This window comes from Bdellovibrionota bacterium (assembly GCA_035292885.1).
GTDB lineage: Bacteria > Bdellovibrionota_G > JALEGL01 > JALEGL01 > DATDPG01 > DATDPG01.
This window is the reverse complement of the sequence record DATDPG010000012.1, coordinates 1-16,357: the sequence shown is the minus strand read 5'-3', so window position 1 is coordinate 16,357 and position 16,357 is coordinate 1. Positions and strand designations below refer to the sequence as shown.

The window sequence follows — 16,357 nt, the reverse complement described above, 5'->3', positions numbered from 1 at the left end:
GGCGACCTTTGTTGCCAAGCTATGTCGGACTCGGGACACTAAACCACAACCGGTCGAGGTGAATCCTCGGACCTCGAGGTGCGTTTCGGCGGCCCGATCGGCCGAGTCATTCGTACGGGCGTAACGGGCCGATAGGCTTCTTTTTCCCGCCCTTCAATCGCCGGAAAACACCAGCGCCGTAGGCTCGGCATATGGATGTCGATCCAATATTTCCGCCAGTCGATCTCTTCGGGGGCGAAACGAAATTCCTTCTCCTGTACGCTGAACCGGTAGAGATTCTTCGTCTCGAAAACCTGCCGCGTATCGTGCGTAAACGGCATAAAGAGTTCCAAGACTTTCTCAATCTGTTCCAGCCGGCGATCGCCTCGAACTAATTGATCCTTCCATTTAAACCCATTGAGAGGGACCTTCTCGACAATCTTCCGAAGTCCCTGCGTCACCTTGCGTAGATTCGAAATGGACAGGAGGTGGCCATTTTCAACCGGGACCGCGTCCCACCTCGAAAGAACCGCACGTTCCAGAACACTCTTCCCATGCTGCCGTAGATGTATGCGATGACCTAAAGCCGTCAGTTCGCAGGCCCGGTCGATCGTGAAACAGTTCCGATCCGACGTTCCGCAGTGGACAACCTCGTCGTGGCGGTCGAGGATCAAAGCCGCGCCGGCAATCGACATGGCGTTCGTTACATAATCGACCGGTATGACGTCGAACGGATTTCCGATCTTGGCCGGTAAATAACGGAACCAGCTTCCCAGTAAGTACGCCAGCGGGCCGGAGGTATTGAATCCCTCGTTCCACCCGGGAAATGGAAACGCCACCGAACTCTCGACGATCGCGGGCCGAAAGAAACAGATTCTCGTGTCTTCGTAACGCGTGGCCAACAGCGATTCGGCCAGACCCTTCGTATATGTGTAAATGTTCGGCCATCCCCATTCACCGGCTCTCCGTTTTCCTTCCGCAATCATGGCCTCGCGAACCAGCCGCCGTATCCCGACTTCCATCAAACTTTTGAACCGGCGGGACTCATTTTGCTTGAGTCCATGTTTGCGCATCCGCTGTTGCATCTCCTGACGGACGATTTTTTCGACTTTGGGACCTGACTGATCCCTTGAAATTCGATCCAACGCTTCGAGGACTGCCCGATATTCCCGTTCCGGGTCGAATCGCTTCTCATTTGGCGCTAGGTAAGGGTCAATGCTCTCCGGAATCCGTCCCTCCCGAACGCCGGCCACGTAACAGGTGCTCACATGCAAAAGCGCGGCTTTCTTCGAGTTGCGAACAAACTCGGCGGCGTTTAAGGCGCCGTCCACATTCACCGCAATGGAATCGCGAAGATCAGGGTCGAATTCGACCAGGCCGGCGCAGTTTACGAAAAGATCCAGTTGATCCGCGATCTTTCTCGCCCGTTCGACCGAAAGTTTCAGATCGACTGCGGACACATCCCCTTCGACGACCTCGACCCGCTTTGAAAGAACTTGGCTCAGTTTTTCGCCGTGCCGTTCGTGAAGAGGCGCGAAGACAAATTCCGAGCTGATCATCTTTTCGAAGCGTTCAAGGGCCGACTGCGTCCCTTTTCGCCTCATCAAAACGTAAATCTTCCCAATCTCCGGAAGTCGATCGAGAAACATGGCGAGCCAGACTTTCCCGAGGAACCCCGAAGCCCCGGCCAGCATCACATGGCGACCGGCGTACGTTTTTTGGAGAGAAAGGGGTTCCATGGTTTCGACCTACGCGCGGTGTTCGAGAATAGGCCAATTCGCTTCTCGAGCCGCCTGCCGTAACGAGAAGTCTGGGTTAACCGCACACGGTTTTCCCACGGCCGAGAGGAAAAAGAGATCGGAACTCTGCCCGGCGTACGCCATGGACCGGGAGAGGTCGATTCCAATTTCATCGGCAAATTGCGAGATTGCACGGGCCGTTTCAAAACCTCCGACGACCGGAGGAAGAAGCCTCCCCGTGGCGACCGAGTTCCCAAACTCCAGGCGGTTACAAAGAACATGGTTAACCCCTTTTATATAGTCCGCCAACGCCTCGACGACGAAAGAGATCCCTTCCGACACCAAGACGATCCGATGACCTTCTTTCCGAGCCTTTTGAACCAAGTTCAGAGCTTCGGAAGAGAGCTGTTCTTTCAGTATTTCATCAAAATATTCTTGCCCTAAGATCGCGACGCGATCCTCCGACATGCCCCGAAATGCCCAATATAGAAGGCGATTCGCCAGCGTCCGATTATGTCGCCGAAGCACTCCGCTGAACGGCGCCGTTGCCGCCACCTGGAATAAACGTGCGAGCCGTTCCCGAAAGCGCTGACGATTGGCTGCGAGATACGCTGAGCAACTTAAAACACCCGCCCGGATCAACATGCCTTCGACGTGGAAGAACGCCGCCGTTTGAGTTCTTGACATACGGGAAGGTCGGGGACGCTATCCTGCTTCCCTATAAATGACCAACAAATTAGACTGACATGTCAGTCTAATTAATAAAAACACGTTATTTCACGAACTTAACCATTTAAGACCTGAATTATTGCGAGATTTCTTTACCACCCTCTCCCTCCCGGGTAAGTCGTCTCGCAAGGAGAAAAAAGATGACGACATTGGAAAAGGACTTTTCAGGAAACATCCAACAGTTGGACCAAAAGGGCCTTTTCGAAGCTCTCGAACTTCAACGCGAAAACATGGGCGGTTTCCACGGTCATTGGTTCGGCCATGGCGACGTTCTCAAGTCCTTTACACCCATCAACGGCACGGAGATCGGCAATGTTCGCCAATGCAACGCGGAAGATTACGAACAGGTCGTCACACGAGCCCACCAGGCTCACCTGAAATGGCGGTCCGTGCCGGCGCCCAAGCGCGGCGAGGTCGTCCGCCAGATCGGCGATGAATTACGTAGGAACAAGAAAGCGCTCGGAACGCTCGTCACACTCGAAAACGGGAAAATCCGCACCGAGGGAGAAGGTGAAGTCCAGGAGATGATCGATATTTGCGACTTCGCCGTCGGCCTCTCGCGCCAGCTGTACGGCAACACGATGCAGTCGGAGCGCCCGCAACACCGGATGTTCGAGCAGTGGCATCCGTTGGGGGTCGTGGGGGTCATCACCGCCTTTAATTTTCCTTCCGCCGTCTGGTCGTGGAACGCCGCACTTGCCTGGGTCTGCGGTGACGCCGTTCTTTGGAAACCGTCCAGCCAAACTCCCCTTACAGCCATCGCCTGCACAAAGATTGCCGCACGCGTGTTCGAACGCAACGGCTACGATCCGGCGCTTTCAAGTCTCGTCATCGGCCGAGGCAGCGAAATCGGCGACAAGATTCTCCAGGATCGGCGAATTCCGTTGATCAGTGCCACCGGTTCCTGTTCGGTCGGATACCGCGTCGGCCGAATCGTGGGCGAACGACTGGGACGAACGATTCTGGAGCTGGGAGGCAATAATGCTATCGTCGTTGCCGATTCGGCCGATTTGAATATCGCTTCCCGAGCAATTCTGTTCGGCGCCGTCGGTACGGCGGGTCAGCGATGCACGTCCACGCGACGAATCATCTGCCACGAGAAAGTTTACTCGGAGCTCGGTCGCCGTCTCGTGTCTGGATACCAGCAGGTCAAAATCGGCGACCCGTTGGATACGGAAACCTTGATGGGCCCGCTGATCGAAGCCGGTGCCGTCGAGGACATGATGAAAGCGATTGCCCGGCTCAAAGAGGAGGGAGGAAAAGTCTTGTGGGGCGGCGAAAAACTTTCCGGGCCAAAGCACCCGGGGAACTGTTACGTCTCCCCCTGCCTGGCCGAGGCGAAGAACGAGTACAAGATCGTGCAGGAAGAAACGTTCGCACCGATTCTTTATCTTATTCGCTACAAGACGATGGACGAAGCGATTGAGTATCACAATGGCGTTCCCCAAGGACTTTCGAGCGCGATCTTCACGACAAACGTCCTTGAATCCGAGCGCTTTTTGAGCGCCGTCGGCAGCGATTGCGGGATCGCCAATGTGAACATCGGCACCAGCGGCGCGGAAATCGGAGGCGCGTTCGGCGGCGAGAAAGAAACCGGCGGCGGGCGTGAAAGCGGCTCCGATTCGTGGAAGGTTTACATGCGACGCCAAACCAACACGATCAACTGGAGCAACGAGCTGATGCTCGCGCAAGGGATTAAGTTCGGCGACTAAGCAAGAAAATCGCTCTCAATAGACGATCGGCCGTCGTTGGAGAGCTTCAGCCTCTATGATGAGATCTTGTCGATGCTTTTGGTTCGCCTGTTGAACGCGTCGACGGAAGGATGCCGGATCATAGTAAATCAACTTTCCCGTCGCTCGTTTCACCAGCTCCTCCACTTGAGGCGTAAGGTGTTGCATCCGGAGAGGGAGGGTTTGTTTTAGCGCCTGAGGCAAAAGCAAACATCGTCCCATCTCTCCCAATGGGCATATCATCCCGTATCCCGCCTGTTCGATTGCGATCTCAGGATATAAATCCTTCGGCCGATTGTATTGATCCAAGACTTTGATATGGCCCGCCAACTCTCGGCCTAAGTAACGAAGCGAATTGCCGATGGCTTCCGGCACGTTTTTCGGCCCCTTGGCCTTATCCTTGATCTCTTTACCTTGCGCGGCTTCGGCTTCCTTCTTCTGCATCTCCTGCAGCCAGAGCATTTCCGCGTACACGTTGTCTGTAATGTTTCTGGGCACCCAATGGCTTGAATGGTCCTTCTGGAATTTCTCGTATGTTCCACTCTGCCGGGCTTCCATCGCCTTGCGCTGCAACTCCAAGCTTCCCATCTGCTGCTGAGCCAATTCCGTGATCTTGTCCGTATGCGAGTGAAAACTTCGCGCCAAATACTCCTCGTCGGCCCGAATCATCCGTTGATGCTCCTTGTCGATCCATTGCCGCACCCAGGTCCGGTACCGATAATGTCCCTCGGAATCTTCTTCCGCATATACTTCGTACTCTGACAATTCTTTGCCCACTTCCTTTTCCAGGCGCTCTTTGGCGTGCGTATACGCCCAGGTCAGATCCTGGATTTCCTTCGCCATGTAGTATCCCACCATCGGTGTGGCTCGTATCCCACGCGACCAATTTTCAATCGTGGCCAAACCTGCGAAAAATCGTTCAATGTTCCGCTTGATTGGCGCCACAAACTTATGATGTTCCTCCCACATCGGCTCCGTCAGCAGTGTTCGATAGTCCGCGTATTTTTCGTGCACGTTGGAAATGGCGCCTCCCCGCGTGAGGTCATAAACCCACGGTTGATTTAGGCCTAAAAACTGTTCCGAAAAGCGATCTCGCGCCTGGGAGAGTCCTTCGTACAAATGCGGTATACCTTTCGCCGCCACCACCCAATCCACCCACGGCATCGCTTTCGCCCGAATGATCTCTTCCAATTTCAACGTGATATAAAACCCGACAGCCAGGGCCAATGGATTCTGCATAAACGTCGCTGCTTCCACTCCCGTCATCGTTTGGAAGGTTGCTGCCAATGCCGCCCGGATCAAATGCGAGCCGCTGCTGGCCAACAAGAAAGTCCCAACCCCTGCCGTCGCCCGAGTCCCTTGGATCGGCAGGCCCCGATACATCTGCGGAAGCATCGTCCCCACCCATAACGTTAACGCCTCTCGCACCACCGGGTTAAACACCGGCACCGGTAGGTTTTTGATCAAACCTGTAAGTAGTCTGTTGGCCCCTGCGTCCACTGCCCATTGAGATCCTCGATAGGTCGCCGTCGTTGCGAGCTCTCCCAAAACATCATGCACAAATCCCGCCGCTTCCGCGTTGACCGAGAATTCCAAGAGTTCCATTTGCGCTTGGGGACTAATGGCTTCCAGTACCTTCTCCAACGCATGCCCGTCTCCCTCCGTCATCGCTTTATCCAGGTTGTAGAGGAGCTTTCCCCCCATCACCCCTACCCCGCCTACGACATTGTTGGCCATACGTTCTCCAACGGGAATTTGCGCCCGTTGCATCGGTTTCGGCTTCAGCCCCACGATCGCCCCCATTTTCGCCTGACGCACCTGCTCGATCGTCTTTCCCAACGCTTCTCGAGTCTTCAATTCTTGCTCGTAAGCTCGAAACACGTCCGAATCCGGAGCAACGTTCTCCCTGAGACTCGCGATCGCTTCCTTCAGCCCCGCGATTTCTTGAACGTTATTCCGCTCCACTTCCTTTAACTTTTTGAGATCGGTCTTAGGGTCAAGAACGACCTTCGCCATCTGCGTGACCGTTTCCTCCCAACCTCTCGTGTCTTTCCGAGATTGAGTGGGCTTTCGGACCGCTTTCAAAAACTTCGGCCATTCTTCCGCCATCGCGCTTCGCTCGACCTCCCCGTTAGGGCCCCGAGCCACCAACAACACCACCACTTCTAACTTCCCATCCCGCCGTGGGCTCACGGGTACTGCAGCCCGCTCATATCCCATCAACCCTTTTGTTCCCGGCCGAACTACTTCCACGCGCACCGGCACTCCTCTGCGACGTCCCTCCTCGATCGCCTTTTTGCGAAACGCCTCCACCTCCGGCCCGTTTGGTGCCACAAGGTCGCCGATAACGGCTTCCGCGATTGCGACGGAGGGGAGTCCGGAACGAGGTTTACGTGGCTTGTCGCCGCCCGGGGTATGAGATTGAACGAACTCTCGAAGCGCACGCTCGGCGGGTCCACGTAGGACAAACGTCCTTTGAGATTGCTCCGACACCGGAACTTCCCGTAAATAGAGAACATCAAGACCTTCCGTCCGATCGTAAAACTTAATCAATACTTCAGGCGGCAGCGGAGGGAGGTTCGGGCCACGAAGCGTGCGCGACTCTACGTCAATGTCCGTATGATTCGTAAGGTGCCAGGCGTAGCGGCCCTCTACGAGCGACAGAGTCTTCTTGAAATGATCGACCACAATAACCAGCGTGCGGTCTTCCGGTTCAAGTTCTTTCGAACTCGAAATTTCATAGCAGCACGAACCGGCCTCAAAGACGTGGCCTTTCTCGAACAAGTCGCGCGTCAAGATGGAGACAAAATCTTTAGTTTCCACAGAATTAGGAAGATCGATTCGAGGAAACTCTACTCCGAACGATCCCTCGTATCCCTTAACATGGGAGAGGAAAAATCCTTTCCCCGGCGTCACTTTGATCACAATATTGGCTCTCTCGTCGTCACTGAATCCGCGACTCGAACCGGGAACGCGATTTTCATATTCGAGGGCGTGCTCCTCAAAGGCTTTATAAATTTCTTCTTGGACGAACTCCGAGAATTCTTCTGAGATCACCGGACCCGATGGGGCAAGGCGCCCTCCCACAGCCGGTAGGAGGTTAGTTCGAAGCTTGTCCAGAGAACGGATGCGCAGCCAACGGCTGAAGAAATCGTCCTTTCCAAAGACCGGCTTTTTCCGGGGTCGAGAGAGTTGGATATGCGTAACGTGGAATTGGTCGTCCAGACGCACGTTGGTAATCGCTCCGACCACCGTGCCACCCCCCTCCATGTGTGCGACCGCCTTTTTACCCAGAAGTTCGCGGGGATCTGCCTCCAACGCGCGCTGGCCCGCGAGCTTGTGCTCCACAAATTGATATCGGAGGATTCTCTCTCTGTCTTCGATTTGAGACAGATCGGCGCCGCCCCACAGAAAAACAAATTCCTGACCGCCCGGAGTCATGACGGTCTGACCGGGCTGTACGCGTCTCTCGACAAGCGCAGCCAAAATGTCCACATCATTGAGCGGGGTGTTCGACTCGCCACGACGTATCAACGTGACCACGTATCCGTCGGGACCCACAGCGCTTTGCCAGAAGCTGGAGCGCACCGCACTCATACAGCTGCTGTCGTATACGGTCAGGCCTGCACGAGGAGCCTGTGGCCGAAGCTGCAAAAAGAACGCGTCGCTATAAAAATCGCCCAACAAATCCTCAGCGCCATGCGTGTTGACAAACAATATGCCTTCCGTTGACATTTTCGACTTCAAGAGCTTCCCCAATTCTTCGAGGTTCCGTGTGGAAGCGTCGAATTCCACGACTGAAAAACCGGAAATAAGGCCGTCGTTTTTCCATCGTCTGTACCAGTCCGCACGATCCTCCCGTTCCAACAACATCACCTCGCTTCCCTTCTCCGTATAAATCACAAATTCCGTCAAGAACGGGGGTTTGGTTTTAGGGGCCACGGGCTTGCTGCGTCGGCGGCTCCTTTTGGGTGGATCCGTTGATGAAGGTGGTCGTTCAGCTCGGGCTGCATTTGCCGAAACAACGACGCCGCGCTCGGCTCGAATTTTCGCAATGCGCGACAACGCTTCCTTTTGCGCTTCGCCTAATTCTCCTAGCTCGACCATCCGCGTGATCCTGCGAATCGTTTCGTCGATGCCGTCGAACTCCGTCCAAACCGCAATTTGAAGCAATAGATTGGCCGCGCTTTCTTTCACCCATTCGAATGTCTCGTGCGCTTTGGGATCGGATGCGATCGCGGCCTTGAATTCCGATGGCACATCTTCAAACAAAATGGCCGACAAAGATCCGACGAGAGGTTGAAGTAGCGCTGGAGACCGTGAAAATTTATTTCGTAGAATTAGAGCGTTTAGAAGCGCCATCACGTCTTTGTATTCTTTGCTGTTAGCATAATAATTTCTGATAACGGATCGGGCGTATTCGGGATCACTTATCCTATCGTTCGGGAGTGGAGTTTTTTCCATTCGCGCCATCACCTGTTCGAGCAATTCAGGCTCTTCAATCGATAACTGAAGTCGTCCGTCACTCGTCCGATAGATCTTGTAACCGAAACCCGGTTTGCGGCCGCGGAGAAAATCTTGCTCACGCTCGACCACCGGTAAGACCCATTTTAAACCTGACCTTGCCTCAATCTTCTCGATGAATTTCCGATCTGGTAACTGGGAGAGCCCCTGAATCGCTAAGTGAGCAAAGAGTGCGGGATATTTTTTGGTTGCCGAATCGGGGTACGTCCCACTCAAGAGTTGGGAGAAAAGCTCCTCTTTGTAATCCCCCGGCAAAGCACCCGACCAGTTTAAAAGACCCAGCGCCATCACTAGATCTCCTGTGACCTGGTTCAGGTCCGGTTTCGGCGTTTGGAGAGTTTCGTCTATGCGATGCATTTCCTGGCTCAAAAATGATCCCCATCGCTCAACATAATCTTTCTTCTCGGCTAGGCGCCCGTGCCGGAGCGCTTCATCGACCTCCTCACTACTTTGAACATCGGCCCAACTCAGGAGTTTCTGCAACGAGATGATCCCGGTTTCCTGAAGGTCTCTCATTGCAACAAAATCCTTCTCCAGCTGACCGATATCGAAGTACGGGTCCCTCACGGAAGCATCTTTTTTGCCTGGGTCAGGTGTGGATGCGCTCCGAGTCACGCCAGCTAACCGCCAACCTTTGTCCACGCTATAGCTGAAAACTGCTGTGCCACTAACACCAGGTCTTGCGAGAAACTTCGACATATCCGAAATCGTGTCCTTTCGTTCGATACGGTCTACGAGAAACCAATGGGGTGAGTTCTCCATTCTTGCCACATTTCCGTTCAGCCGAGTTTCAATGAACGGGAGGGCGACCACTCGTTGGCCGACTCGAAGAGGATCGAGGGAAATCGAAAGCCGCGGGGGCTGTGCCAATAAACTCCTTTCTGGCAGCTCAATCTCGAGGAAAGCGACATCACACACCGCGTCCAGGAACCGAACACGTGCTGGCACGTCTCGATGTATGACCCTTTGGAAACGGCCTCCTTCACTTTCTTCCTGGTAGCGATCCCCGATGACCAGTAGCTTCCCTTCACGGCCGCTCGTTTGTGGGAAGAAAGCTGCGGCCACGTGCGCAGCTGTAAGAACCACCATGACATTTCCCTCCACGGCCAACTTGACTCCGTTCGCCATAGCGACTCCTTCACGTCCCAGACCCACGGAAGCTTCCGCCAAGTCGCGAAACTCCGGCCATGCCAGCTTCTGTCCCTCTTCCACAGCCGATCTAACCGACGTCATCTGCATCGTTCGGAGGAACTCGTTCCGTTGGCTCATGATCCCTTGAACCAACACGGCCTCGGAGAGAGCTTCTTCGTTTGGCAACAGTCCGGAAGGCTCGCCTTTCTCCGCAGCGGCCTGAATTGCCTGAAACGCTTTTTGAAATGACTCGCGCCTCTCGCGGACGAACGCTTTTTCTTCCTCGGTGATGTCGGTTTCTTTGGCTCCCAGTCTCTCCGTAATGTCGAGGAATCGGATCCATTCGATAAACGCCTTCGATGATGGATCGTTCCTTTGCCCTTGAGCCGCGGACAACCTTGGTGCTAACAAGATCGAAATCGCAACCAGAACAGAGCTAAAAAGCACTGCGTTTATTTTGTGTCTCGATATCACTTCAGTCGAAAGCCCAGACCCCACGTGATCCAACACAACATTTGTGCCATGCCGGAGTTAGTCAAACTCTAGATATTATTGATTAAAGTGACGGTTCAAAGGGGGCTTACCTGGGCCATAGTTCCTCACGTGAGACATGGTAGCGTCAGACGGCACTTTGATGAATACAATGCGAGGCGGCCGTTGCAGTTACTTCTTTGCTTCGAGTTTCTTTCGTTCCAAGCGCTGGAGAGCGTTGATGAGGTGTTTCCCCATGCGCTTTCCGTATCTTCGGTAGGCAAATTGTTTTGCCGACTCGATTTTTTTTGTTGGGACGTCTTCATTCCCCAGATATCGGGCTAACGTTTCGCTCTCTTCCATCTTTCCCTCGGTAATGACTTTCTCCTCCCTCTGAATCTATTTGAGAGCACTTTCTATGCCAGCGTTTGAAAAGTTCCTCCCGCTCGTTTCAGCGGCCTTTTCTTCGAAATGTGATTTCTGCGCCGGCTGAAAACAGCTCATTGGGCACGTTTTGTCGCGGAACTCATCGCCATCAAATCCGGTCTACGTGGGAACCTGCGGGGAGGGTGAATTCGTATGCGTATCGAACTTTCCTCTGTTGAAACAGGCTCTCGGGCAACGGCGTCTCGGTCGCCAAAAGATCGCCCCGCCGAAACGTCGGAAGGAGCTTTCCAAAACCGAGCGCGACTTTTCCCCCGGGCGTGCACAAAAGGAGACGATTACCCTGCGGCGTGGACAATGGGTCGCTCAGCACACGGTATCCGTTCTGAAATGGGTGCGCGGCCGGCTGCCGGAGGACAAGATAGGAATACTTGAGCGATCCCGTCTGGTGGCCCAAGGATTTCTCCAGCCGCCTTCGGACCGGCGGCGGCGACCAGGACGTTTCGAAGTGACACCAATCCTTCGGTTCCAAGTTGAGCGGGCAAGGCTTTTCATGGCCACATGGAAAAGGAATGGAGCATTCGGTCCTTTCCACAAATCGATCACGAAAAGCCTGAAGTGCTCGCGAGGTCGTCCGTAACGCCGGCTCCACGACCACCATCAGACCATCCGGATCCAGCCTATTCCTGAACAAAACACCCAGGCCTGTGGCCTCTCCGGCAACCTCGTTGAGGACATTGGAGCAAAAGACTAAATGAGTGGATGACGTATCTCGGCTTGAATCTGTCCTCCGCCGTACATCGACGACCTGGGTCCGAAGCGGCGGCAGTTTCCACTTTGTATCATCGGACAAAGCTCTCCAGAGCTTATTCGCGTCGCTGAGAATTCGCCGCTCATAATCGATGGCTGTAACGCTTTCGATCTCGTTGCCCCAGCAACTTGCCGCGAACGCCGCCGCCCATAGAGAGGGTGCGGAGCCGGCCCCAACGTCGAGGATCCGAAGCGGTCCCGCAGGCCAGGCGCCTCGTCGGCGAATTTCCTCCAGCACGGCGATCGTCCGCACCATGCTGGCAAGATGAAAATAGAGAAGATAGCCGGAGCGGCTTTCCTTTGTCCGAAGGTAGTGCCCTCGAAAATCTTTGCGCTTTTCAGTAAACGAATCGGAAAGCCGGCGAGCACTCGCAGCGAACGAACGAAACAGATGCTTGGGAATGTTCTCGCCGCGCCAGGTTTGTCCCAAGTACTCCTTGTATATGTAGGAAACGAGAAGCCGTTCCAGGCGGTCGAGAATTTTCGGATCCTGGCAGTTCATTTACCGAACGACTTTACCGCGGCCGGCGAGAACTCTTCTTGCGGCCTTCGAAACGTTGTCTCTCACATGTTCGCTCTTTGCCATCTGCATGAGATCGCTGTCCCGCAATTGCCCGATGTGCTTTTGGACGATATTGGCCGGCGTTTTGGGATTTTTAACGATCGCCAGGCGGATCGTGCTGTTTTGCATCCAGTCGCCGTTATTCGTGATCGCCAGAATCATTTCCCCCGTAATATTGGACATTCTGGAAATCTGAGCGACTTCGTCCGTGGTGAGCCGGGGATTCTTCAGCACGTACGAATGAACCATGTAATGCGTGTCTTTGAGGAGAATCCGGCGCTCCGCCCTCCCCCCCTTGATCGCGAGCTGAATCTTTTCCGGAGTGGTCATCTTCTCAATCGCGTGAAAAAGACTCTCGCTGTCCTTTCCCCATCGCTCATCGCGTTCATTCTTTTCGTCGCTCGGCGGCGCGACGAGCTTTTCCTTGATAGCGGCCAGAAGATTAAGCCAGTCGCCTTTGAGTTCGAGCCCGACGCGAAATCCCTTCTCCATGGGAGCGGCGTAGACGGTTTCCCCTTCCAACTCGCCCACGGTTTGTGTCCCCACCGTTAGTGTAATCTTAGCCGGCTTACGAGTCTCGATCGTTTCCTCGGATTCGACGAGGAGGCCGCCGTTTTTCAAATTGGTTTCGAAATCGGCTTGAAATTCAGAGGCGGACGAATACACCTTGCGGAAGGCCAACATTCAAGCCTGTTGCGTCGCGTATCCGTAGTATCCGCGGTAGGCGTAGTACGCTTTCTTCCGAAGATCTTCTTTGTTCAAGACAACGCCGAAGAGGTTGGCCTTCACGGTCTCCAATTGCTGAATCGCCTTGATGATCCGGGTGCGGCTGACCCGGCCGGCCTCAATGACCAGAATAACTCCTTCCACAAGATGCGCCACCAGGACGGGATCGATCACAAGACTCACGGGAGCTGCGTCCAAAATCACCTGATCATATTGACCGGCGGCTTCTTGGATCAACAACTTCATCCTCTCCGACTCCAGTAGAAGCGCGGGCTTCGGTGGAATCGGCCCGCTCGGCACCACCCAAAGATTGGGTAATTTACTTTCCACGATGAAATCCGAAAGATTGCCTCCTTCGGTGAGAAATTGCGTGAGCCCTCGATCGTTGTTCACGTTCGTGATGTGCGACAGTGAATGAACGCGGAAATCCGTATCGATCAACAGCGTGCGTTTTCCCGCCTCGGCGTTCGTGATTCCGACATTGCACGCGATCGTGGACTTCCCCTCCCCTTTGTCGGTGCTGGTCACCATAATCACCTTTCCGTGACCGGAAGAGGCGGAGAAACGGACGTTGGTCCGAAGAACCCGATACGCTTCTCGCAGCGGGGAGTCGGCGTTCGCATCCAAAAGCAGCGGGCCCTCGCTGTCCGGACCGACTGAATCAAGACGCGGAATCGCCGCAAGCACGGGGAGGCGGATATAACTTTGAACCTCTTCCGTGTTTCGAAGCGAGGTATCCAGAAATTCGAGAACCATCGCCAGACCCAGGGAAAAGATCATCCCGAACGCGAAAGCGAAAAGAATTCTTCCCTGCTTGTTCGGGCCGGCCGGGCCTCCGGGAGTTTTTGCGTATTCCAATACGTCGATGTTGTTGTTCACGACCGCGCTGTCGATATCCGTTTCCTTGAGCTTCTTGATCAGCGTGTTGTAGAGCTGCTTGTTGATGTCGACCTTCCGAGTGAGAATCGAATAGCGGATTTCTTTCTGCTTCGAACCGATAATCTCTTGCGCTCGCTTTCCCCGGTTTCGTTCCACGAGCGCTTCTTCCTCTTTGATTTTTTGAACCACGGCCGCCAAATCGTCCTCCGTCTTCCGGACCTTCGGGTGGGCGGGACGATATCTTTTGAGAAGCTGGGAGAGTTGAAGGTCGAGATCGACCCGTTCGGAATGAAGCCTCCGCAGAAGAGCGGAGTCCTCTTCTTCCGCCTGCCGGGTTAAAACGGGAACCTGATTCGATCCTTCATCGCCAAAACTGGTCAGCTTTTCGGTTTCAATGAAGGAGATCAGCTCTTTCTGAGCGTCCTCGAGTTTCTTTTCAAGGTCGACCAGTTCGTCGCTGAGCCAGCTGATCGATTTCCGATACGTCGCGAGCGTTCGGTCGTAATTGAATTTGATGTACGACTCGGCCACCGAATTGGCCACCATCATTGCCTCTTCGGGCTTTCCCGCCGTGGCCATAATCAAAAAGATATGGGAATCCCCTTCCCGGGAGATCGACACCATTCCCTTGATGCGCCGGACGGAGGCGTCAAACTTTGCCGGGTCTTTGTCCTTGTCCGCCATTTGAAGCGACTGCACTACCCGTTCCATGACGGCGTCGCTGCGAATGATCGATTCCTGCGTCATCAAAACGGACGGAGGAATCATGACGTTGGACTGCGGAAGAGCGTTTCCGCGGGAAATCGACGACTGCCAGTCCTGAGCGGAAAAGACGACTTGCGCCGTGGCCTGATAAAAATAGGGTTGGCGGATCGTCTTGAAGGTAACGATTCCGCCGATGATCGCCGTTCCGAGGATGAGAAGCGGCCATCGTTTCCGGAGAACCTCGAGAAACATTTCCAGCGAGACCCCGCCGCGAGGGGTTCCGTAAGGGGGATATCCGTACGACTTATACGGATTGCCTGGAGAGGCCGGGTTCATAGAAATCGCTGGGGAACGATTACGTAATCTCCCGCCTTGAGTTCGACATTTTTCGATCGGTCCCCTTTGGTCATCACGTCTCCCAATCGAATCGAGATGGTTTCTCGCTTTTCTCCTCGGCCCCGGAAAATCTTCGTGCCGTTGGGCGAGGCGTATTTCGTGACCCCCCCGGCGTCGATGACCGCGTCCAACGCCGTGTACCCCTTTCGGTATGCGAACGATCCGCTGTTCTTGACCGCCCCCAGAACGTAGACGGTTTCCGCCGATTCACGCCCTTTGGTGTCCCCCGCGCTGCTGATATAAACGATGTCTCCCGCCAAAAGGCTCAAATTATCCTCCGGAGAGGCTCTCGACAGAAGCCTTTGGAGACTGGCGGATCGGGTGTCATAGTCCTGACTGCTCGCATCCTTGGGACGGAGCACGACGATTTCATCCGCGGCCCTTCCCGTGGGTCCTCCGGCCTCCAACAAGACGGACAGTAACGTGCTGTTCGTTTCCAACCGATAGAGTCCGGGTTTCGTAACCTCCCCCATCATGGAGACCGTGCGGCTCTTGTATTCGGCGATTGAAACACTCACCTTGGGATTGATGACGTATTTCTCATCCAGGTACCGGCGAATCTCCTCCTGGGCCGATTCGACATTTTTCCCCGCCACGGCGATCGGCTCCACCCAATTGATCTTTACCTTTCCGTCCTCTCGGACGGAAAAAGTCCCGCTTAGATCCGCTTCGCCGAACACTTCTATTTTGAGGACGTCTCCCGCGCCGATGACTTCATGCTGGGCAAAGGCGGGCCCAGGAATGCGAAGGCCGATCGCGGCGAAAACAGCCCACGAGATGCCGCTAGCCGCCGCGCCAAAACGTGTACGTGGCGCCGACAAAGAATTGGTTGTAGCTAAAATCGTTTCCAGCATTCTCGCCGCGGTTTAAGCCAAGCGAATAAGCCGCTTGGAGCACCAGATCGTCGCTGAGAGTATACCAGAGGCTCGGCCGTATGGTCAGAAGCGTATCGGTGGCCTGCTGGGTGACTCCCGTCAATGGATCGGCTGCGACTTGATCAAACCATCCGTAACCAACTTCCAAACCCGTCCGGGTCCTCGGAGAAAACGTTCGATCCAATTTCGCCGAGAGTTGCCGGACGTTGACCGGTCGGGCCTGAGAATCGGTTAGAAAAGCCTGAACGAACTTGATCTCGGCGTAACTCTCCTCGTCGAGTTCATACTTCAAACGAATGTCATACTGAGAATCGAAGCTGCTGATTCCTCCGTCAAAACGAAGCCATTCAACGCCGCCACCCGCCGTCACGGACAAACGAGGAGAGAATGTGAATGTAGGTTCTCCCCGGAACCCGTACGTGAGCGTATTGGTGACGCTCGAATCGTCAAACATTTGGCGGCTGGCATGACCCCGAACACCGAACGTTACCATCGGATGGAACTCGCGAACAACGCGGACCGAACCTCCGAAATCGGTTCGATCCCCGGAGGTCACGTTCGTATCGAAGCGATTCGCGCGGAGCGTCGTCTCGACGTCCGTTCTTCCCCCGAACTCCAAGGTTTGAGAAGGTTCAAAGGAGAGCATGTTCGACTGTTCCAACGTCGGGCTGTTGTCGTCCGGCGTGCCGAAGCTTACCGGAATCGCCGCGGCCAAAT

Annotated in this window: 10 protein-coding genes; 1 reads left to right on the top strand and 9 read right to left on the bottom strand. The window is 54.7% G+C overall.

Annotated elements, in window-relative coordinates:
* Positions 1–38: 38 nt before the first annotated feature.
* Both VI895_00585 and VI895_00580 read right to left on the bottom strand, forming a co-directional pair.
* Positions 39–1,718: an SDR family oxidoreductase gene (locus VI895_00585; GenBank protein HLG18294.1), complete on the bottom strand. Its 1,680-nt coding sequence runs from the start codon at positions 1,716–1,718 to the stop codon at positions 39–41.
* A 9-nt stretch (positions 1,719–1,727) separates the two neighbouring features.
* Positions 1,728–2,405: a haloacid dehalogenase-like hydrolase gene (locus VI895_00580; protein HLG18293.1), complete on the bottom strand. Its 678-nt coding sequence runs from the start codon at positions 2,403–2,405 to the stop codon at positions 1,728–1,730.
* Positions 2,406–2,677: 272 nt separating this feature from the next.
* Here VI895_00580 and VI895_00575 point away from each other — a divergent pair, with 272 nt between their 5' ends.
* Positions 2,678–4,159 (top strand): aldehyde dehydrogenase family protein, encoded by a 1,482-nt coding sequence (locus VI895_00575; GenBank protein HLG18292.1) that lies wholly within the window; start codon positions 2,678–2,680, stop codon positions 4,157–4,159.
* Positions 4,160–4,174: 15 nt separating this feature from the next.
* Here the strand turns inward: VI895_00575 and VI895_00570 are convergent, their stop codons facing one another.
* From VI895_00570 to VI895_00540, 7 genes are all read right to left on the bottom strand, one after another.
* Positions 4,175–10,243 carry a serine protease gene (locus VI895_00570; GenBank protein HLG18291.1) on the bottom strand — a complete coding sequence of 2,023 codons (6,069 nt, stop codon included), beginning with the start codon at positions 10,241–10,243 and terminating at the stop codon, positions 4,175–4,177.
* A gap of 252 nt (positions 10,244–10,495) precedes the next feature.
* A complete protein-coding gene (locus VI895_00565) occupies positions 10,496–10,666 on the bottom strand; it encodes a hypothetical protein (protein HLG18290.1) in 171 nt (56 codons plus the stop codon).
* Positions 10,667–10,838: 172 nt separating this feature from the next.
* Complete coding sequence (locus tag VI895_00560; protein HLG18289.1) at positions 10,839–11,999, bottom strand: small ribosomal subunit Rsm22 family protein; 1,161 nt, start codon at positions 11,997–11,999, stop codon at positions 10,839–10,841.
* Entirely contained in the window at positions 12,000–12,743 is a 744-nt protein-coding gene (locus tag VI895_00555; GenBank protein ID HLG18288.1) for a hypothetical protein, read from the bottom strand.
* A complete protein-coding gene (locus VI895_00550; GenBank protein HLG18287.1) occupies positions 12,744–14,705 on the bottom strand; it encodes a polysaccharide biosynthesis tyrosine autokinase in 1,962 nt (653 codons plus the stop codon).
* Positions 14,702–15,586 carry a polysaccharide biosynthesis/export family protein gene (locus VI895_00545; GenBank protein HLG18286.1) on the bottom strand — a complete coding sequence of 295 codons (885 nt, stop codon included), beginning with the start codon at positions 15,584–15,586 and terminating at the stop codon, positions 14,702–14,704. The genes VI895_00550 and VI895_00545 overlap by 4 nt, the downstream gene beginning before the upstream one ends.
* Positions 15,549–16,357: hypothetical protein (locus VI895_00540; GenBank protein ID HLG18285.1), on the bottom strand; the 809-nt coding region annotated here is incomplete at its 5' end. The genes VI895_00540 and VI895_00545, both read right to left, overlap by 38 nt.

Excerpts from the sequence above, each read along its gene's own strand:
- VI895_00550 (HLG18287.1), bottom strand. The coding sequence starts at position 14,705 with ATGAACCCGGCCTCTCCAGGCAATCCGTATAAGTCGTACGGATATCCC.
- VI895_00580 (HLG18293.1), bottom strand. The coding sequence starts at position 2,405 with ATGTCAAGAACTCAAACGGCGGCGTTCTTCCACGTCGAAGGCATGTTG.
- VI895_00555 (HLG18288.1), bottom strand. The coding sequence starts at position 12,743 with ATGTTGGCCTTCCGCAAGGTGTATTCGTCCGCCTCTGAATTTCAAGCC.
- VI895_00575 (HLG18292.1), top strand. The coding sequence starts at position 2,678 with ATGGGCGGTTTCCACGGTCATTGGTTCGGCCATGGCGACGTTCTCAAG.
- VI895_00565 (HLG18290.1), bottom strand. The coding sequence starts at position 10,666 with ATGGAAGAGAGCGAAACGTTAGCCCGATATCTGGGGAATGAAGACGTC.
- VI895_00585 (HLG18294.1), bottom strand. The coding sequence starts at position 1,718 with ATGGAACCCCTTTCTCTCCAAAAAACGTACGCCGGTCGCCATGTGATG.
- VI895_00560 (HLG18289.1), bottom strand. The coding sequence starts at position 11,999 with ATGAACTGCCAGGATCCGAAAATTCTCGACCGCCTGGAACGGCTTCTC.